Origin of the sequence: Streptomyces sp. NPDC046915, from assembly GCF_040644935.1 — a bacterium.
GTDB lineage: Bacteria > Actinomycetota > Actinomycetes > Streptomycetales > Streptomycetaceae > Streptomyces.
In genome coordinates this window covers 88,090-106,372 of the sequence record NZ_JBEYXB010000021.1, presented here as the reverse complement: position 1 = coordinate 106,372, position 18,283 = coordinate 88,090, and the positions used below count along the sequence as shown (strand labels likewise).

Sequence of the window (18,283 nt, the reverse complement as noted above, 5' to 3'; positions counted from 1 at the left end):
TCCTCCCGCACACCGGAGGGGACGGGGCCTCGCGCGTTCAGTTCCAGGTGCGGGACCGCAGCGGCAGGCCCGACGCGCCCGACTCGGGGGTGCGTACGGCGAGGACCTGGTTGACGCCGATGCGGTTGCCTTCGAAGGCGAGCGCGGAGGCCGCCATGTACAGCTGCCAGACGCGGGCGCGGCCGGCGCCGGTGAGCCGGACCGCGTGCGGCCAGTCGGCCTCCAGGTTGGCGACCCACCGGCGCAGGGTGCGGGCGTAGTGCTCGCGGATCGACTCCACGTCCCGGACCTCGAAACCGGCCCGCTCCAGCTGGGTGACCGTGGTGCCGAGCGGGGCGAGTTCGCCGTCGGGGAAGACGTAGGCGTCGATGAACGCGTCCACGTGGTACTCCGACTCCTCGCTCTGCGGACGGCGGGCGATCTGGTGGTTCAGGAGCCGTCCGCCGGGCTTGAGCAGGGCGTGCAGATCCCTGGCATAGCCCAGGTAGCGCTCGGCGCCGACGTGTTCGGCCATGCCGATGGAGGAGATAGCGTCGTACGGGCCGTCGGTGACGTCCCGGTAGTCCTGCACCCTGATCTCCACCCGGTCGGTGAGCCCCTCGTCGGCGATGCGCTTGCGGGCGTAGGCGGCCTGCTCCTGGGAGAGGGTGACGCCGACGACGCTCACGCCGTGCTCACGGGCCGCGTGGATCGCCATCGAGCCCCAGCCGCAGCCGACGTCGAGCAGGCGCCGGCCGGGCGTCAGGGCGAGCTTGCGGCAGACCAGTTCCAGCTTGTCGCGCTGGGCGGACTCCAGGGTGCCGGTCTCCTCCCAGTAGGCGCAGGAGTACACCATGGAGGGGCCGAGGACGATCTCGTAGAAGTCGTTGCCGACGTCGTAGTGGTGGCTGACGGCGCGTCTGTCGCTGCGCCTGGTGTGCAGATGGCCGGATCTGCGGACCTCCTCGCGGGGCGGCGCGGGCGGGACCGGGGGCCCGGCGAGCCGGAGCAGCCCGCGGGCGGCGGCCCTGACCTCGGGGTCGCGCAGCGCCTGCGCGAGGGTGCGGGCGTCCTCACCGCGCTCCCAGACCAGGCCGGACATCGCCTTCAGGACGGCGTACAGATCCCCCTCGATGCCCAGATCACCGGCCACCCAGGCGCGGGCCAGGCCCAGTTCGCCCGGCTTGAACAGCAGCCGGCGCACGGCGCGGCGATTACGGACGACCAGCATCGGTGCGCCGGGCGGTCCCGCCTGCGAACCGTCCCAGGCGCGGATACGCACCGGGAGCGGGACTCCCAGCATCTGTTCGAGCAGGCTCTTGAGCCGCGACGCGGCGTCGGCCATGGCGCACACCTCCGTACGAACCCCGGAATGTCCTCCCCCACGTAAACATCCACCTGCCCGCGACACAGTCCCGCAATGGTGTTACGTCTGGGCAAACACCCTTTCCGCCCAACACCGGGCACCCGAGAACGCCGAAGGACCTCCCGCACCACGGATGGCGGGAGGTCCTTCGATCGGGTTGTTCAGCGACCGGGGGAGGTCAGGAGGCCTTGGCCTTCTCCTCGGTCTTCGGCGCGGCGGCGACCGGCGCCGGCTTGGCGGCCTCGTAGAACTCCTCGCGGGGGTTCTCCATGGCGCCCAGGGAGACGACCTCGCGCTTGAGGAACATGCCGAGCGTCCAGTCCGCGAAGATGCGGATCTTGCGGTTCCAGGTCGGCATCGCCAGACCGTGGTAGCCGCGGTGCATGTACCAGGCGAGACGGCCCTTGAGCTTGATCTTCATCTTGCCCATGACGATCATCGCCACGCCCTTGTGGAGGCCGAGGCCTGCCACCGCGCCCTTGTTGGCGTGCGAGTAGTCCTTCTGCGGGAAGCCCCGCATACCGGAGATCACGTTGTCGCCGAGGACCTTGGCCTGACGCAGCGCGTGCTGGGCGTTCGGCGGGCACCAGGCGTTCTCGTTGCCCGCCTTGCGGCCGACGAGGTCGGGCACCTGGGCGTTGTCACCGGCGGCCCAGATGTAGTCCGTGCCCTTGACCTGGAGCGTGGGCTCGCAGTCGACGTGGCCGCGCGGACCGAGCGGGAGGCCGTAGCGGCCGAGCGCCGGGTTGGGCTTGACGCCCGCGGTCCACACGATGGTGTTGGAGTCGACCTCGAGGCCGTTCTTGAGCACGACGTGGCCGTCCACGCAGGAGTCCATGGAGGTGGACAGGTAGACCTCGACACCGCGGCCCTCGAGGTGCTCCTTGCCGTACTGGCCGAGCTTCGGGCCGACCTCGGGGAGGATCTTGTCGGCGGCGTCGACGAGGACGAAGCGCATGTCCTCGCGGGACACGTTCTTGTAGTACTTGGCCGCGTCCCGGGCCATGTCCTCGACCTCACCGATGGTCTCCGCGCCCGCGAAGCCACCGCCGATGAAGACGAACGTGAGCGCCTTGCGGCGGATCTCCTCGTCGGTCGTGGAGTCGGCCTTGTCGAGCTGCTCGAGGACGTGGTTGCGCAGGCCGATGGACTCCTCGATGCCCTTCATGCCGATGCCCTGCTCGGCGAGGCCGGGGATCGGGAAGGTGCGGGAGACCGCGCCGAGCGCGATGACGAGGTAGTCGAAGGGCAGCTCGTACGCCTCACCGACCAGCGGGGCGACGGTGGCGACCTTGCGGTCCTGGTCGATGGTGGTGACCCGGCCGGTGAGGACCTCCGCCTTCGGCAGCACGCGCCGCAGCGGGACGACGACGTGGCGAGGGGAGATGCTGCCGGCGGCGGCTTCGGGCAGGAAGGGCTGGTAGGTCATGTACGACCGGGGGTCGACGACCGTGACGGTCGCCTCGCCGTAGCGCATCTTCTTCTGGATGCGCCGAGCTGCGTACAGGCCTACGTACCCACCGCCTACTACGAGGATCCTGGGACGCTCCGTGGTGCTCATGCCATCGAGTATCCACCCGCCCCTCGGGGGTCGCTCGTGCGCCCCTTCACAAGCTTGCCGAGGCCCTGTGCTATCCTCCGCGGCCCGCGTGACGCAGGTCATGATCGCGGATGGGAACCGGCCGCCGGCGCGACCCGTTGTCAATGGCGCGTGAGCTGCCTCTCCGCCTGCTGGTGCCCCCTGTGAGTCCCCGGAAACACCCCTTGCGGACCTTCACCGGACACCGCCCCGCAAAGCCCTCCTGACCGGGCCTCCAGTCCTGTTGGACCCCCGAACGGCTCAACAGAACCTCTGGGATCCCTCTGACGGGCCGAATTCCTTGTGAAGAACTTCACGAACTTTTCCGGCGGAGCGTCGACGAGGGGCCCCTGAAGGCCCCTCAGTCGCGCTCAAACGTTATCCGACCTGCTCACTCGACGGCTACTGATCGGTAACAAAAGAGACCTAGGACACCGACCACGCGATGCCGTCGAGGATGTCGTGCTCGCTCACGACGACCTCCTCGGCACCGATCCGCTCCATGATCGCGAGCAGGATCAGGGCACCGGCGCCGATCACGTCGACCCGGCCCGGATGCATGCTGGGGATCGCCGCCCGCTCGGCATGGGTCGAGCGGAGCAGTTCACTTGTGATCTCGCGGACCCGGTCCAGCGGGACGCGGGAGTGATGGATGGCCTCGGAGTCGTACTCGGGCAGGTCCTGCGCGATCGCCGACACGGTGGTGACGGACCCGGCGAGACCGACCAGCGTGCGCGCCTCCCGCAGCGGGACCGTCTCCTCGGCGAGGTCGAGGGCCGCCTCGATGTCCGCCCTCATCGCGGCGATCTGCTCCTCGCCGGGCGGATCGCTCACCTTGCCGTCGCGCAGCAGGTGCCGCTCGGTCATGCGCACGCAGCCGATGTCGACGGAACGCGCGGCGCGCACATGGTCGTCGCCCACCACGAACTCGGTCGACCCGCCGCCGATGTCCACCACCAGGAAGGGCCTGGCGAGGTCCGCACGCCCCGTCAGCTCCTTCGTCGCGCCGGTGAAGGAGAACTCGGCCTCCTGGTCGCCGGAGATCACCTCGGGCTCGACCCCGAGGATGTCGACGACCCCGCGCACGAACTCGTCCCGGTTCTCGGCGTCCCGGGAGGCGGAGGTGGCGACGAACCGCACCTTCGCGGCGCCCAGTTCACGGATGACGTCCGCGTACTCGCGGCACGCCGCGAAGGTCCGCTCCAGCGCCTCGGGCGCCAGCCGGCCGGTGCGGTCCACGTCCTGGCCGAGCCGCACGATCGTCATGCGCCGGTCCAGCTCCAGCAGTTCGCCGGTGGCCCGGTCGACGTCGGCGACCAGCAGCCGGATGGAGTTCGTACCGCAGTCGACGGCCGCGACCCGGGAGAAGCCCTCCGGGACGAGCGGCTTGTCGGCGAAGAAGCCACTGCGGGCCTCGGCCGGGTCGAGGACCGTGCCCTCCTCGCCCGGGTGCTCGTCCGCCGGATCGGGCGCCTGGAGCGGCTGCACGCACGGCCCCTTGCGCCACCACTCGGGCAGCATGGCGAGCGCCTCGTCGCCGAGGGGGTTCACACCCGGTCCCGCGGCCAGCGAGTGGGCCACGAGAACGTGCAGGCACTTCACGCGGTCCGGCATGCCGCCCGCGCTCGGGAAGCCCGCCAGGACCTCGATCTCGTCCCGGCGCCGGATGTAGTCCTCGTGCGCGGCCCGGTAGGCGGCGGCCAGTTCGGGATCGCTCGCCAGCCGCTCGGTCATCTCCTTCATGACGCCGTTCGCCTCCAGCGTGCCGATCGCCGAGGCGGCGCGCGGGCACGTCAGGTAGTACGTCGTCGGGAAGGGCGTGCCGTCCGGCAGCCGGGGAGCGGTCTCCACGACGTCCGGCTGCCCGCAGGGGCACCGGTGCGCGATCGCGCGCAGTCCGCGCGGGGGCCGCCCGAGCTGCTGCTTGAAGGCCTCGACGTCCGCCTCGGTGGGCTCGGTGCGCGGGGTCTGGGGCAGATCAAACAGCGTCAGCGCGGAGCGCTGCCCTTGAGGGGTGGTGGTCGGGCGACGGGCGGGCGTTTCCATGGCTGTACGAAAGTCTCTCTGTGGGTTCACTGGTCAGCGGCGTCGGACTTGTCGACCCCGTCCCAGACGTTCGCGTACCAGGGGCGGTCGGCCGCCACCAGGTCGGTGCGCGCCTGCTTGGCCGCGTCCGGGTCGATCACGACGTACCCGGTCTCCCCCGGCATCACATAGTGCAGCCGCCGCCGGATCTGCTGCTCGGCGTACGTGTCGTCCTGCCACCGCGCCTTGAGGTCGCGCAGCTCTTCGACCCGCTCCTTGGCCTGCTGCTTCTCCCGCTGGAGGTCCGCGATCTGGGCGCGCTGGGAGACGTACTGCCGCATCGGGTAGGCCAGGGCCACCACCAGGGTGCACACCACGAGGGCGAGCAGCGCGGCCCGGCTGGTGAGCCGGGAACGGCGGGCCTGCCGTTTGGTCTGGGAGCGGTAGACCCGGGCCGCCGTCTGCTCGCCGAGCAGCCGGATCCTGGTCGCGGTGGAGAAACGGTCCCGTTCCTTCGCGGCCATCTGGCTCTCCGCCTCCCCTGCGTGCTTCCTACGTGCGTACGTCCCCGGACACGGTACGGGACCGGGTACGGGGACGTACGTACGACTGGCTAGGCCTTACTCGGGGTTGACCGGTTGGGGTCAGCCCTTGGAGACCTCGGCGTTGCCCCTGAAGCGCGGGAACGCACTGCGGCCGGCGTAGACCGCGGCGTCGTCGAGGATCTCCTCGATGCGCAGCAGCTGGTTGTACTTGGCGACGCGGTCCGAGCGGGCCGGGGCGCCGGTCTTGATCTGACCGCAGTTCACGGCGACGGCGAGGTCGGCGATGGTGACGTCCTCGGTCTCACCGGAACGGTGGGACATCATGCACTTGAAGCCGTTGCGCTGGGCCATCTCGACGGCGTCCAGGGTCTCGGTCAGCGAGCCGATCTGGTTCACCTTGACGAGCAGGGCGTTGGCGCTGCCCTCCTCGATGCCGCGGGCCAGGCGCTCCGGGTTGGTGACGAACAGGTCGTCGCCGACGATCTGGACCTTGTCGCCCAGCTTGTCGGTGATGACCTTCCAGCCGGCCCAGTCGTCCTCGAACAGCGGGTCCTCGATGGAGACGAGCGGGTAGGCCGCCACGAGCTCCTCGTAGTACTCCGTCATCTCGGCGGCGGAGCGGGACTTGCCCTCGAACTCGTACTTGCCGTCCTTGTAGAACTCGGACGCGGCGACGTCGAGCGCGAGCGCGATCTGCTCACCCGGGATGTAGCCGGCCTGCTTGATCGCCTCGATGATGAGGTCGAGGGCGGCGCGGTTGGACTCGAGGTTCGGGGCGAAGCCGCCCTCGTCGCCGAGACCGGTGGACAGGCCCTTGGACTTCAGGACCTTCTTCAGGGTGTGGTAGACCTCGGCACCCCAGCGCAGCGCCTCGGAGAAGGACTCCGCGCCGATCGGGGCGATCATGAACTCCTGGATGTCCACGTTGGAGTCGGCGTGCGAGCCGCCGTTCAGGATGTTCATCATCGGCACCGGCAGCAGGTGCGCGTTCGGGCCGCCCAGGTAGCGGAAGAGGGGGAGGTCGCTGGCCTCGGAGGCGGCGTGGGCCACGGCGAGCGAGACGCCGAGGATGGCGTTGGCGCCGAGGGAGCCCTTGTTGTCGGTGGCGTCCAGGTCGAACATCGCCTGGTCGATCAGGCGCTGCTCGGTGGCGTCGTAGCCGACCAGCTCCGGGCCGATCTGCTCGATGACGGCGAGGACGGCCTTCTCGACGCCCTTGCCCAGGTAGCGGTTGGGGTCACCGTCGCGGAGCTCGATGGCCTCGAAGGCGCCCGTGGAGGCGCCGGACGGGACGGCGGCACGACCCGTGCTGCCGTCGTCGAGGCCGACCTCGACCTCGACCGTGGGATTGCCTCGGGAGTCCAGGATTTCCCGGGCTACGACGACGTCGATGGACGGCACGAGCATCTCCTTCTTGGATGTGACGCTGAAAGTGCGGGGCTGTGTGCCTTGCGGCTGGGCCTTGCGACTAGAGCCTAACCGTCCCCGGGCCATCGGCAGCCGACCGACCGCCCCGTGGACACGGCGACGGTACACATTGTTCCCCAACGGAACAAAGGGCGGGAAGAAAAAAGAAACCCCGCTCCGGTGCGTACGGGGGAACACGCACCGGAGCGGGGGACCCCGTGGGGGACGGGGGGGTGACCCTCACGTGGCCTCCATCATGGAGGCCACGGATATGAGGGCGCTGTGGTCGTACTACCAGCCAGGTGTCACTTCAGGTGCAGCTGCTGGCCCGGGTAGATGACGTTGGCGTCGTCGACGATGTCCTTGTTCAGCTGGAACAGCTTCTGCCAGCCGCCGGCGACGTGGTGCTTCTCGGCGATCGAGCTGAGGGTGTCGCCCTTGACGACCTTGTACTCGCCGTCGCCCTTCTTGACCGTCTTGCCGGTCGGGGTGGTGACGGTCTTCTTGGCGGCCGGACGCTCCGAGGAGCGGGTGGCGGCCTGCTGGTCGGCCGAGCGGGTGGTGGTGCCGGCAGAGCTGGAGGAGTTGGAGGAGCTGGAGGAGCCGCTGCTCGAACCGGTGTAGGCGGCGCCGGACAGGCCCTTGCCGCAGACCGGCCAGGCACCCTTGCCCTGCGCGGCGAGGACCTTCTCGGCGACGGCTATCTGCTGGGCCTTGGAGGCCTGGTTGGCCTGGGAGGCGTACTGCGTGCCGCCGTACGCGGCCCAGGTGGAGGCGGAGAACTGGAGACCGCCGTAGTAGCCGTTGCCGGTGTTGATGGACCAGTTGCCGCCGGACTCGCACTGGGCGACCGCGTCCCACTCGGAGGCGGTGGCGGCGGAGGCGTTGCCGGCCGCCATCAGCGGGGCGGCGACGGCGGCGCCGGTGACACCGGCGACAGCGATGGCGCGGACGGCCTTGGACGGACGACGGTGCTTGCCCTTGCCGGAAAACAGCATGGATCGATCCCCTCACCGACGCCTGCGAGGTGAGCTGTCGGGTTCGGGCCGGTTGAGTTGCCCGGCCGCACCTCGCGTGGTTCTCGTGCGAGGCGCGGCTTCACCCCTAGCCGTCCCCGGTGGTCTTTCGACCTCCGGGCCCGGCGCTTACCTTGGGTCCCCCGCTCCTGCCTACGGCGCTTGACGCGACGACTGTTCCCGGGCAGCCGCTGGCAGGATTCGGCGTTGCGGCGGCCGGGGCTCGCGTTGACGAGCGGTCATGACCGTAGACACGCGATCCGCGGAAATTCAAAGACGATCAGGGCTTCTGAGACTCATCCCACACTTTCAGCAAAGCGGACAACAAGCCCAAAACGGGGCGTCAACTCCCGCTACTTTGCACCCGTTTCGGCACTGAGTTCCAGGGTCTGACCGGGGGCGATGTTGTTCGGGTCGCTTCCGATGTCGCCCTTGTTCGCGGCATAGAGCGCCCGCCATCCGCCCTCGAGGCCAAGGGAGTCGGCGATGGAGGCGAGAGTGTCACCGTCGCGGACGGTGTAGCCGCCTGCGGCGTGCCGGCCGGAGGTGGTGGCGGTCTGACCGCTTGTCACGGTTTCGTCCGCATTGTCGCCCCGGTGACGACCACTGCTGGCCACCCCGGTGTCCACAAGGCTCCAAGAACCCCCGGTCTGCCACGAATCGTCCGATTCATCGGCGTCAGGAGACACCGTGGCCGAGCTGCCGCTGCCCTCGGACTTCCCGGAGCCGGAAGATGCCGACTTGTCCGACTTGGCGGAATCATCCGAACCCTTGGAGCCGGCATCGACACCCGGGCTCGGCGAGGACGAGGCGTCCAGCGAGGGGCCGGAATCGGACGACTCCGACGAATCAGACGAAGACTTCGAGGAATCCTCGGACCCCTGGGACCCCTTGGAATCCTTCGAATCGGATGAATCAGATGAATTCGACGAATGGGAGGAATTGTCGGAACCGGATGATCCGGACCCGCCGACGCCCGTGTCGACGTCCACCGAACCGGAGTTCGACGTGAGGCCGGAGAGCAGGGCGCAGGTGGCCCAGGGCTTGGTGCCCTGGTCGGCGAGGATCTTCTCGGCGACCGAGATCTGCTGCGAACGGCTGGCCTGGTCCGGCGTGGAGGCGTAGTCGAGGCCGCCGTACTTGTCCCAGTCGCCCTGGGACATCTGGAGGCCGCCGTAGTAGCCGTTGCCCGAGTCGGCGCTCCACGAGCCGCCGCTCTCGCACTCGGCCACCTTGTCCCACGTGGTCCCGTCGGCCGCGTTGGCCGCGGATGCGCCGAGCAACGGGATGGCGATGGCGGAGCCGGTCACTCCGGCCGCGACGAGGAGGGCCGGAGCCTGACGGGGGCGTCGGTGGCGACCGTTCCCGGAGAGCATGCGGTGACCTTTCCCAAGACAGCAGTACCGGCGCGGCGACTGCGGTGAGGCGCCGCGCTGACGAGTGAACGTATCGGCAGACGATCACTTGTCACAAGTTAATGCCGCGCAGATCACGTGAAGATCACAGAGTTGAACGTCGGTCACTTTTTTGTGAAGGCGCCGTCCGCCCTCCCGCTTACCGGTCGATTACCGGACGGTCGTGAACTCCACGGGCAAGGTACGCAGTCCACGCATGATGAGCCCCCCACGCCACCGCAAATCGGCTGGTTCCACCGCGAGTCGGAGGTCGGGAAGACGGGTGAGGAGGGTGGCGAGCGCGGTCTGGCCCTCCAGCCGGGCGAGCGGGGCGCCGAGGCAGTAGTGGATGCCGTGGCCGTAACCGAGGTGCTGATTGTCACGCCGTGCGAGGTCGAGGACGTCCGGGTCGGCGAACCGCTCGGGGTCCCGGTCCGCGGCGGCGAGTACGACGAGGACGGGGTCGCCGGGTGCGATGTCCTGCCCGCCGACGGTGAGCGGCCGGGTGGCGAACCGCCAGGTGGCGAGCTCCACCGGGCCGTCGTAGCGCAGGAGTTCCTCGACGCCGGTCTCCAGCAGCTGCCGTTCTCCGCGCGCGAGGGACTCCTGAAGCCGCTGCCGCTGCCCGGGGTGGGTGAGGAGGGCGTACGTGCCGTTGCCGATGAGATTGACCGTCGTCTCGAACCCGGCGAACAGGAGGATGAACGCCATGGCGGCGGCCTCGTTCTCGGTGAGGTGCTCGCCGTGGTCGGAGGAGCGGATGAGACCGGAGATGAGGTCCTCGCCGGGCGCCGGTTCGGCCGGGAGCGCCTCGCGTTTCTTGTGGATCAGCTCGGCGAGGTAGCCCCGCATCTTCTTCACCGACCGTGCGACCCCGCCGCGCGGGCCTCCGCCGTGCCGGATCATCATCCCCGCCCAGTCCCGGAAGTCGTCCTGGTCCTCGCGCGGGACGCCGAGCATGTCGCAGATGGCGTAGATGGGGAGCGGGAAGGCGAACTCATGGATGAGATCGGCGGAGCCCTTCGCGGCGAACCCGTCGATGAGATGGTCCGTCAGCTCCTGCACGCGCGAGGCGAACTCGGCGACGCGGCGAGGCGTGAACGCCTTGCTGACGAGTCGGCGCAGCCGGGTGTGGTCCGGCGGGTCGATGTTGAGCAGATGCGTCATCAGCTCGGCCTTGCGCTCCCCCGGGATCCCCGTCTTGCCCTTGGCGTGCGCGGGCTCGTCGTGGTGCGCCGGGTTCTTCGACAGCCGCGGGTCGGCCAGCGCCTGCTTGGCGTCGGCGTACCGGGTGACCAGCCAGGCCTCCACCCCGCTGGGCAACTTCGTCCGCCGCACGGGCGCGTGCTCCCGGAGCCAGGCGTAGGCCGGGTAGGGGTCGCTCGCGAACTCCCAGGTGAAGAGGTCCGGGGCGGGCGCGCCGGGGGCTGCCTGGGGGTGGGGCTGGAGGTGGGGCTGGTTGGTCACCCCTTGACGGTATCCGGGTTTCCGGCGCGTGCCTCGGGGGCTATGGCTGTCCGCCGGACAGGTCCTGCCCCGCCACGCCCTCGGCGGCCCGTATCGCGTCCCGGTAGGCCCGCGCCGCCGCTCTCAGTGCCGCCTCCGGGTCGACGCCGTCCGCCTCGGCCCGGGTCGCGAGGGCCAGGAGGTCGTAGCCGATGCCCTCGCCCTGGGGCAGGGGTACGTCCAGGCCCGCGATGCGTACCCGGGAGGACAGCTTCGCGGCGAGGGCGAGGCCGGGCTGGCCGAGGGGGATGCCCTCGGTCACGGAGGTGCGCTGCTTCTCGACCGCCTTGGTCCGCAGCCAGTGCTCCTTGACCTCCTCGGGGGTCTCGGCCGTCGCGTCGCCGAAGACGTGCGGGTGGCGGTGGATGAGCTTGGCGACGATGCCGCCGGCCACGTCGTCGATGGAGAAGGGTTCGTCGGCGTCCTCCTCGGCTATGCGGGCATGGAAGACGACCTGGAGCAGGACGTCGCCCAGTTCCTCCCGCAGTTCCTCGCGGTCGCCGGCCTCGATCGCCTCGACGAGTTCGTACGCCTCCTCGATGCCGTACTTCGCCAGGCCCTCGTGGGTCTGGCGGGAGGACCAGGGGCACTCGGCGCGGATGCGGTCCATGACCTGGACGAGGTCGAGGAGGCGGGCCCCGGGCAGGTCGTAGGAGGCGGGGAGCAGCTCCAGCTCCGGCATGGAAACCCGGCCGGTGCCGGCGAGTCGGGCCAGGCCGTCCGTGAGGGCCGGCTCGCCCTCGCCCGTCGCCACGACCACGACCGTGTGGCCGCCGGCGCAGGCGTCGACGAGTTCCTGGGCGGTCGGGGCGGCCTCGTCCACGGATATCCCGGCCTCGCGCAGATAGGGCAGCTGCGGATGGGCGCCGTCCGCGCACAGCACGCGGTCGGCGCCGCGCAGCGCCTGCCAGGCGGGCCAGGACAGCAGTCCGGGCGCGACACGGTGGCTGGTGGTGAGCAGGACGATCCGGCCGGGGGCGGCGTCCGGGCCCGGTACCTGCGCGTCTTCGAGGCTGGTGGTGTTCACGCCTCGAACGTAACGCACACCCACCGGCGGCCTCGCGCGTTGTCCACAGGGCGGGGATGACGGTGGGATCGTATGACCGGACTCGGACGGGACTCGGACCAGACCCGGGCTTGGCCCCGGGCTCGGACCCGGGCCTGCACCCGCCCGACCTACGCCGTCTCCTGCGTCCCGCTCCCCGTGACCTCCCGTACCCACGGCGTCTTCGCGTCGACCCGGCTGCTCTTCTGCACGTCCCAGGTGCCGTAGCGCGGGTTCAGGTCGACGTGGAGTTCCTTGGACGCGGTGGACAGGGCCTTCCAGAACGCGGGCTGGGTGGTGTCCGTGCCGAGCTGGGTGGCGAGCTTCTGCGCTTCGAGCTGGAGGCGCAGATTGTCGTCGAGACGTGCGGGCGCGATGCCGTACTTCTGGAGCCAGGTCGTCTCCAGCCCCTTCGCCCCGCCCGCCTGCTGCTCCAGGCCGGTGCGCATCTGCTGGATCTCCTTGCGGCTGACCGTGACGCCCTGGTCCTGCGCGGCGCGGTGCAGCACCCGGTCGAGGACCATGTTGTGCAGGGTGTCGCGGGTGAGGCTGCTGGTGGAGGCCAGGACCTGCTGGTACTGCGCCTCGCCGGGCACCGCGGCCTGCTGCGCCCGGCGCACCTCGTTCACCCGGCTCTCCAGCTGGGCGACGGTGATCCGCTGGCCGCCGACGACGGCCGCCGCGCCGGGGTGCGCATCGTTTCCGCACGCGGTGAGCAGGGGGGCCGCGGCGGCGATCGCGGCGGACAGGACGAGCGCGGTGCGACGGCGGCGGTGCAAGGAAACCTCCAAGGGAGATTGTGCGGCGGTGCACAAAGTCTTGCGGTGATCGATGGTAGGCAGTGGGCAAGCTCTGGCCAACCCATTCGACCAACGATTCGCGCGCGCTTCGGGCACCGCCGCGTGCCCCGGGAGGATGCGGGAGGGCGCGGGAGGGAGCCGGTCAGCCGGTGATGGCCACCGGAGCGTCCCACGCGTCACGGTCGACGGTGATCGTGACGCCGCCGTACGTCTCCTTGCTGTTGACCATGTACTGGTGGGCGCGGCTGTGGTTCGTGAACTGGGTGGAGCCCCACGGCCAGTCCGCGGTCGTGGTGTTCTGCTTGTCCCACAGCGCGTACCAGAGGTTGCCGGGCAGGTCCGTCTTGTCGGCGGCGGTGGCGATGGCCTTGGCGCTGGAGCTGGTGAAGCCGTAGTAACCGGTGCGGTACGTCTTGGCGTGCAGGCCCTTGTCGAAGGCGCGCACATACGTCAGCACCGCGTCGTTGCACGACTTGTTCGTGGTGTCGTACGACTCCATGTCCAGGTAGATCGGGCTGCCCGCCTTCATCCCGAGCGCGGAGGCCTTGGCCACGGCGTCGGAGGCGTCGGAGGCGCCGAGGGAGGCGGCGGTGGAGGTGGTCAGCTTCTCCGGGTTGGAGCCGGACTGACACGGCGGCTGGGCACCGACGTACAGCGGGATGAGCTTCCAGCCGAGACCGCTGACGTACTTGACCCAGGAGGCGGTGAGGTTGGGCTGGCCGCAACCGCGGTTCTTGCCGCCCACGTAGACGGCCGCGGCGCCGTAGAACCCGGTGTGCCAGGCCTTCATCGCGGACTGGGAGGGCGCGGCGCAGGTGTCGAAGGCGCGGCCGGTGTACGTCTTCTGCGCGGGCCAGGTGGTGGCCGCCATGGAGGTCTGCGCGGCGATGCCCGCGCCGGCCACGACGGCGGCACCGGCGACGCCCCACGTGATGTATCTGCGCTTCTTGGACTGCCGATGGCTGGACCTGGACATGGAAGACCCCACCCTTGTAGTGCTGCGTGCCGGGAACTGCGTGGCAAAAACGGACGGCACCTTATCCCGCGCCGCCCCCGTGTTCGGAAAACTCCGCCCCAGGAAGATCACAAAGATCCCTCAGGGAACGGCAAAGACTAACCACGGACCTGCCCCAGCCACTGCAGGGTCCGCCTGATCTCGGCGGCCAGCGGGTGCCCGGGGCCGTGCACGCGCTCCACGTCCAGCACGAGGCGCGCGAGCGTGTCGTGGGCGGCGGGCCGGTCGCCGAGCGCGAGCAGCAGGTGGCCGATGCGGCGGCGGACGTCGTGGGCGAGCTGCGGGTCGCCGGAGACGTACTGGTTCTCGTAGTACGGCAGCAGCGCCCGGTACTCGGCCAGGGCCGCCGCGGGTTCGCCGAGCTGTTCCAGGCACTGGGCGGCGTCGTAGCGGAAGCGCAGGGACTGCGGGTCGGCCTGACCGGCCTCGGTGGCGCGTTCGTCGGCCAGACGGCGCAGTTCGGGCAGCGCCCGCCGGTACTGGCCGTCGTCCATGAGCGTGGCCGCGTACTGCTTGCGCAGGGTGCGGACGACCGGGGAGTGCTCGCCGTGCTGTTCGGCCGCGGCGGGCAGGATCGCGCCGAGGATGTCCACCGCCTGCGTGATGCGGCCCTCGCCGAGCAGACGCTTGACCTCGTCGACGGCCGCGGCGACGTCGGGCTTCTCGGTCACGGACGGGGTGGGCGCGACGGGGGCGGGCTGGGGCGCGGGCGTGCGCGCGCGGTCCGGCCAGGGAGCATGCGGGCGCAGGAAGGGACGCGTCGGGTCCAGCGGGGCTCCGGTGGGTGTCCCGCGCGCGGGCAGCAGCAGCGCGAGATGCTCGTACACCTCCTGCGCGGAGGCGGGCCGGTGCTGCGGGTCCTTGGCCAGCAGGCGCAGGACCAGCGCCTCGAGGGCTTCGGGGACCTCGGGGCGGAGCCGGCGCACGGGCAGTGGCGGCTCGTACAGGTGCCGGTGGAGCACGCCGAGCGCCGTGGAACCCGCGAACGGGACGTTTCCGCTGAGCAGTTCGTGCAGCAGCACACCGAGCGCGTACAGGTCGGTGTACGGGCCGACCGCGCCGCCCATCGCCTGCTCCGGCGCCATGTAGGCGGGCGAGCCTATGGGCGTGCCGGTGTGGGTGAGGCGGGTGGTGTCGGCGTCCATGACGGAGGCGACGCCGAGGTCGAGGACGGTGACCGTGCCGTCCTGCTTCACCATCACGTTGCGCGGCTTGAGGTCGCGGTGCACGATCGGCACGGCGTGCACCGCGCTCAGCACGGCGCACAGCTGCGCGGCGACCGCGACCGCCCACTGCCACGGGTACGGGTCGTGCTCGGCGAGGTGGTCGGAGAGGTCGGCGCCGTCGACGTACTGCATGACGAGGAACAGTTCCTCGCCCTCGCTGCCCGCGTCGTGCACGGTCACCAGTCCCGGGTGGTCGACCTGCGCGGTCACCCGGCACTCGCGCACGAACCGGCGGCGCAGCTCGTCGGCCTCCTGCCCGGCCACCTTGTCGGGGCGCAGCAGCTTCACTGCCACGCGCCGGTCGAGCCGCTGGTCGTACGCGGTCCACACCTGGCCCATGCCGCCCTGCCCGATGAGCGTGGACAGCTCGTAGCGGCCGGCGACGACGCGTCCTTGCGCCACGGTCACCTTCCGCCCTCGTGGTTGCCGTCGTGGTTGCGCAGGTAGTCACTCAGTTCGTCGAGCTCCGCGCGCACCTGGTCGATACGTGCGGGCGCCGGGCGCTGGGGCGGCGGCGGGGTGGGTATCGGCGGCTGGGGCAGCGGCGTGTGCGGCACCGGGGGCGGGGTGTGCGGGCTCTGCGGCGCGCTCGGCACGGTCGCCGCGGTGAACGGCGACGGCGGCTGTGCGTAGCCGTACGCCGGTGCCATGGCCTGCTGCGCGGTGTACGCCTGCTGGAGCCGGTGGAAGTGGCGGATGTCGGCGGCGAGGTAGTACGCGATCGCGGCCACCAGGGTGCCGAGCAGCAGGAAGACACCCAGGTAGCCGCCGGGGGTGTGGACCTCGTCCCCGCCTTCGTTGCCCAGCAGCACGAGGCTGAGGATGTCGGCGGCGACCACCGCCACGAACAGGCCCCAGTCCAGCGACTTGCGCGTCACGACGGCCAGGCGCAACAGCATCGCCGAGGTCAGCAGACCGATGCTGAAGATCGCGATCACCACGAACAGCACCCGCAGGAAGACCAGCCACCCGATGTGGGGCGGCTGCTTCACCGGCTGTGCGTAGCCGCGGCCTTGCATGGCTGCTCCTGTTGCCTGAAGAGGGCGTGCGGTTGTCGCTTCGAGCGTATAGGCCGACACGGACAAGCGGTCCCAGGTTGTACCGAACCGTTGTCGTGCTGATCACTTTGCTCCACGATCACCTCAACCGGGCGCCACCGTTCCGTCCGTCAGGCCGTCGTACATCCCGCGCACGAGCTGCTCGCCGAGCCGGCCCGCGTGCCTGAGCGCCCGCTCGAACTCGTCGAGGGCCCGGAAGCGGCCGCCGTAGCGCCGTTGTTCGTCGAGCGGCAGCCGGGGCAGCTGGAGCCGGCGCGCGTCGAGGCGGGTGGCGGTGGACGCGTAGCTGCTGGCCTGGCGGTTGTTGGCGGTGCCGCGCAGGAACCCGGCGATGAACCACGGGTCGAGCGCGGTGGGATCGGGGCGCAGGAGCACGAGGTTGCGGCCCAGGGCGGCGCCCGCCGTCGTGTCGTCGATCACGCGCGCCACCGAGCCGCCGCCGAGCACCGGGACGACGACGTCGCCCGGTTCGGTCAGCACGGCCTCCTCGTCGCTCTCGGGGAGCGTTCCCGAGGGTGCGGTGCCGGCGAGGACGTCGTGGTCGGTGAGGACGGGCACGCGCGTGTGGCCGCCGCTTCCGCCCGTGCGCATCACCAGGGCGCCCCCGCGCGCGAGTTCGCCGATGGTGGTCAGCGGCCAGCGAGCGGGCCGCGCGGAGTCGGCCGCGGGCGGGGTGAGGTCGGCGGTCAGGCGCAGGGTCTCGCCCAGGCGTTCGCGTACGGCCGTGAGCTGCTGCGCGCCGTCGGCCGCGACGGGCGGCGGGAGATGGCGGGCGGGGGCGAGGTCCACGTCGTCGTCGAGGAGTTCGATGACCGGCACCGAACGGGCCAGCCCCGGCCGCTCCTCGCACCCTCCCTCGCGCTCGGAGGCGCGCCAGGCGTCGAGGACCGCGTCCCGCACGGCCTGCCAGTCGGGCCCGCCGCGCCCCTCGGTGGCGAACCGCCCGGTGTCGGCCAGCAGCACCTGGGGCTGCGCGGGCGTCCGGTCCGGGCGGCGCAGCACCCACAGGTGCAGGGGGATGTTGTACGGCGGCGCCGCGCCCACCGGCAGCGCGACGACGGCGCGCAGCGCGCCCCGGCGCAGCAGGTCGGCGCGGATACGGCGGCCGGAGCGGCGGGAGGCGGCGGCGGGCGGCATCAGCAGTACGGCGGTGCCGCCGTCCCGGAGCCGGGCGAGCGCGTGCTGCACCCAGGCGAGCTCGGATTCGGTGCGGGCCGGGAAGCCGTACTCCCAGCGGGGGTCGTAGGCGAGTTCGTCGTGCCCCCAGTTGCGCTCGTTGAACGGCGGATGGCACAGGACGGCGTCGGCGCGCAGCTCGGGGTAGGCCTCCGCGCGAAGGGTGTCGCCGACGGCGGCGCGCACCGTCACGCGCGCGTGCAGCGCGCTGCGCAGCGCGGTGAGCGCGGCGAGTTCGGGGGCGCTGTCCTGGGCGTACAGCTCCTGGCCGGGGCGGGTCTCGACGGCGCGCAGGAGGGCGCCGGTGCCGCAGGCCGGGTCGAGCACGGTGCGGGCGGGGCCGGCGAGCTCGGCCATGAGCCGGGCGAGTTCGGCGGGGGTGAGGGTGTACTGGCGGGGGTTGGCGTCCAGGTGCCGTCCCAGCAGGAACTCGAAGGTCTGCCGTGCGCCCAGCTCGGCGGCGAGTTCGGCGGCGCCGCGCAGGAGGGGGGCGGAGGGGAGCAGTTCGGGACCGGCGGGGATGTGAACGGCTGGGGCGCTGTTCACAGGCTGGGAGGTGTTCACATCGGCTGGAGTGTGAACAGCGGGTGCGGTGCGCGCCGCGCCCGGGGTGTTCACAGCGGCCGTCCCGCTCGCGCCCCGCCGCTTGTGAACGCGGGCGTCACGCGTCACGCCGAAGCGCGGTACGAGTACCTGCTCCAGCGCGTCGGGCAGCATCGCGGCCAGGCGCGCGTCGGAGCCGGCGCTCACGTCCAGCCAGACGGTGGGGCGTTCGTGGATGAGCAGCAGGACCGAGCCGGCGTGCACCAGCGCGGTGACCGGCCCTTCGGGGTGCCCGGCGAGCTGTTGCCAGACCCGTTCCCGCAGGGGGACCTCGGCGAGTTTGCCCTGCTTGCGCAGCCAGGCCTCCACCTCGGCGAGGGCGAAGGAGGGGCTGGTCTCTGTGCCGCCGACGGGCTTGGGGAAGTCGGCGTGCCGACGGCGCCAGTTGCTCACGGCGGCGCGGCCGACGCCGGCGAGCCGTGCGATTCCGGCGGCGGTCACTTCTGTCGCGTTGTCCTGCACCCGCCCGGCTCCCCTCGTCCATGTGTGAGCCGAGCATAGCGGCGTACACATGATCCACGCATTCACGACCGTGTACCTAAC

General features: G+C 71.0%; 14 protein-coding genes, 1 pseudogene and 1 riboswitch. All 15 genes and pseudogenes read right to left on the bottom strand.

What is annotated here, in order from left to right:
• Positions 1-37: 37 nt before the first annotated feature.
• The 15 genes and pseudogenes from ABZ915_RS38810 to ABZ915_RS38740 all read right to left on the bottom strand — a co-directional run bounded on the left by ABZ915_RS38810 (position 38) and on the right by ABZ915_RS38740 (position 18,202).
• Positions 38-1,324, bottom strand: coding sequence for a cyclopropane-fatty-acyl-phospholipid synthase family protein (locus ABZ915_RS38810; RefSeq protein ID WP_361813259.1), 1,287 nt, complete (start codon positions 1,322-1,324; stop codon positions 38-40).
• Between the two features lie 199 nt (positions 1,325-1,523).
• Complete coding sequence (locus ABZ915_RS38805) at positions 1,524-2,906, bottom strand: NAD(P)/FAD-dependent oxidoreductase (RefSeq protein ID WP_361813257.1); 1,383 nt, start codon at positions 2,904-2,906, stop codon at positions 1,524-1,526.
• A gap of 444 nt (positions 2,907-3,350) precedes the next feature.
• The gene (locus ABZ915_RS38800) at positions 3,351-4,253 is read right to left on the bottom strand and encodes a Ppx/GppA phosphatase family protein (RefSeq protein WP_361813376.1); all 903 of its coding nucleotides are present in this window, start codon (positions 4,251-4,253) and stop codon (positions 3,351-3,353) included.
• A gap of 207 nt (positions 4,254-4,460) precedes the next feature.
• Positions 4,461-4,970, bottom strand: a pseudogene (locus ABZ915_RS38795) (DUF501 domain-containing protein); the annotation flags it as partial.
• 26 nt (positions 4,971-4,996) lie between these two features.
• A complete protein-coding gene (locus tag ABZ915_RS38790; RefSeq protein WP_361813255.1) occupies positions 4,997-5,473 on the bottom strand; it encodes a septum formation initiator family protein in 477 nt (158 codons plus the stop codon).
• Positions 5,474-5,593: 120 nt separating this feature from the next.
• Complete coding sequence (gene eno, locus ABZ915_RS38785) at positions 5,594-6,901, bottom strand: phosphopyruvate hydratase (protein ID WP_361813253.1); 1,308 nt, start codon at positions 6,899-6,901, stop codon at positions 5,594-5,596.
• 305 nt (positions 6,902-7,206) lie between these two features.
• Complete coding sequence (locus ABZ915_RS38780; RefSeq protein ID WP_361813251.1) at positions 7,207-7,899, bottom strand: transglycosylase family protein; 693 nt, start codon at positions 7,897-7,899, stop codon at positions 7,207-7,209.
• 4 nt (positions 7,900-7,903) lie between these two features.
• Positions 7,904-8,088, bottom strand: a riboswitch (cyclic di-AMP (ydaO/yuaA leader).
• A 182-nt stretch (positions 8,089-8,270) separates the two neighbouring features.
• The gene (locus ABZ915_RS38775; protein ID WP_361813250.1) at positions 8,271-9,293 is read right to left on the bottom strand and encodes a transglycosylase family protein; all 1,023 of its coding nucleotides are present in this window, start codon (positions 9,291-9,293) and stop codon (positions 8,271-8,273) included.
• A 189-nt stretch (positions 9,294-9,482) separates the two neighbouring features.
• Positions 9,483-10,778 carry a cytochrome P450 gene (locus ABZ915_RS38770; protein ID WP_361813248.1) on the bottom strand — a complete coding sequence of 432 codons (1,296 nt, stop codon included), beginning with the start codon at positions 10,776-10,778 and terminating at the stop codon, positions 9,483-9,485.
• A 40-nt stretch (positions 10,779-10,818) separates the two neighbouring features.
• Positions 10,819-11,844, bottom strand: a complete 1,026-nt coding sequence (locus ABZ915_RS38765) for a nucleoside triphosphate pyrophosphohydrolase (protein WP_361813246.1) — start codon at positions 11,842-11,844, stop codon at positions 10,819-10,821.
• A 149-nt stretch (positions 11,845-11,993) separates the two neighbouring features.
• The gene (locus ABZ915_RS38760) at positions 11,994-12,641 is read right to left on the bottom strand and encodes a SurA N-terminal domain-containing protein (RefSeq protein WP_361813244.1); all 648 of its coding nucleotides are present in this window, start codon (positions 12,639-12,641) and stop codon (positions 11,994-11,996) included.
• 163 nt (positions 12,642-12,804) lie between these two features.
• Positions 12,805-13,638, bottom strand: coding sequence for a glycoside hydrolase domain-containing protein (locus ABZ915_RS38755; RefSeq protein ID WP_361813242.1), 834 nt, complete (start codon positions 13,636-13,638; stop codon positions 12,805-12,807).
• Positions 13,639-13,775: 137 nt separating this feature from the next.
• Positions 13,776-15,269 carry a serine/threonine-protein kinase gene (locus ABZ915_RS38750; RefSeq protein WP_361813374.1) on the bottom strand — a complete coding sequence of 498 codons (1,494 nt, stop codon included), beginning with the start codon at positions 15,267-15,269 and terminating at the stop codon, positions 13,776-13,778.
• A gap of 38 nt (positions 15,270-15,307) precedes the next feature.
• Positions 15,308-15,922 carry a hypothetical protein gene (locus ABZ915_RS38745; protein WP_361813240.1) on the bottom strand — a complete coding sequence of 205 codons (615 nt, stop codon included), beginning with the start codon at positions 15,920-15,922 and terminating at the stop codon, positions 15,308-15,310.
• Between the two features lie 123 nt (positions 15,923-16,045).
• A complete protein-coding gene (locus ABZ915_RS38740) occupies positions 16,046-18,202 on the bottom strand; it encodes an N-6 DNA methylase (RefSeq protein ID WP_361813239.1) in 2,157 nt (718 codons plus the stop codon).
• Positions 18,203-18,283 lie beyond the last annotated feature (81 nt).

Excerpts from the sequence above, each read along its gene's own strand:
- ABZ915_RS38810 (WP_361813259.1), bottom strand. The coding sequence starts at position 1,324 with ATGGCCGACGCCGCGTCGCGGCTCAAGAGCCTGCTCGAACAGATGCTG.
- ABZ915_RS38805 (WP_361813257.1), bottom strand. The coding sequence starts at position 2,906 with ATGAGCACCACGGAGCGTCCCAGGATCCTCGTAGTAGGCGGTGGGTAC.
- ABZ915_RS38790 (WP_361813255.1), bottom strand. The coding sequence starts at position 5,473 with ATGGCCGCGAAGGAACGGGACCGTTTCTCCACCGCGACCAGGATCCGG.
- eno (WP_361813253.1), bottom strand. The coding sequence starts at position 6,901 with ATGCTCGTGCCGTCCATCGACGTCGTCGTAGCCCGGGAAATCCTGGAC.
- ABZ915_RS38780 (WP_361813251.1), bottom strand. The coding sequence starts at position 7,899 with ATGCTGTTTTCCGGCAAGGGCAAGCACCGTCGTCCGTCCAAGGCCGTC.
- ABZ915_RS38775 (WP_361813250.1), bottom strand. The coding sequence starts at position 9,293 with ATGCTCTCCGGGAACGGTCGCCACCGACGCCCCCGTCAGGCTCCGGCC.
- ABZ915_RS38755 (WP_361813242.1), bottom strand. The coding sequence starts at position 13,638 with ATGTCCAGGTCCAGCCATCGGCAGTCCAAGAAGCGCAGATACATCACG.
- ABZ915_RS38745 (WP_361813240.1), bottom strand. The coding sequence starts at position 15,922 with ATGCAAGGCCGCGGCTACGCACAGCCGGTGAAGCAGCCGCCCCACATC.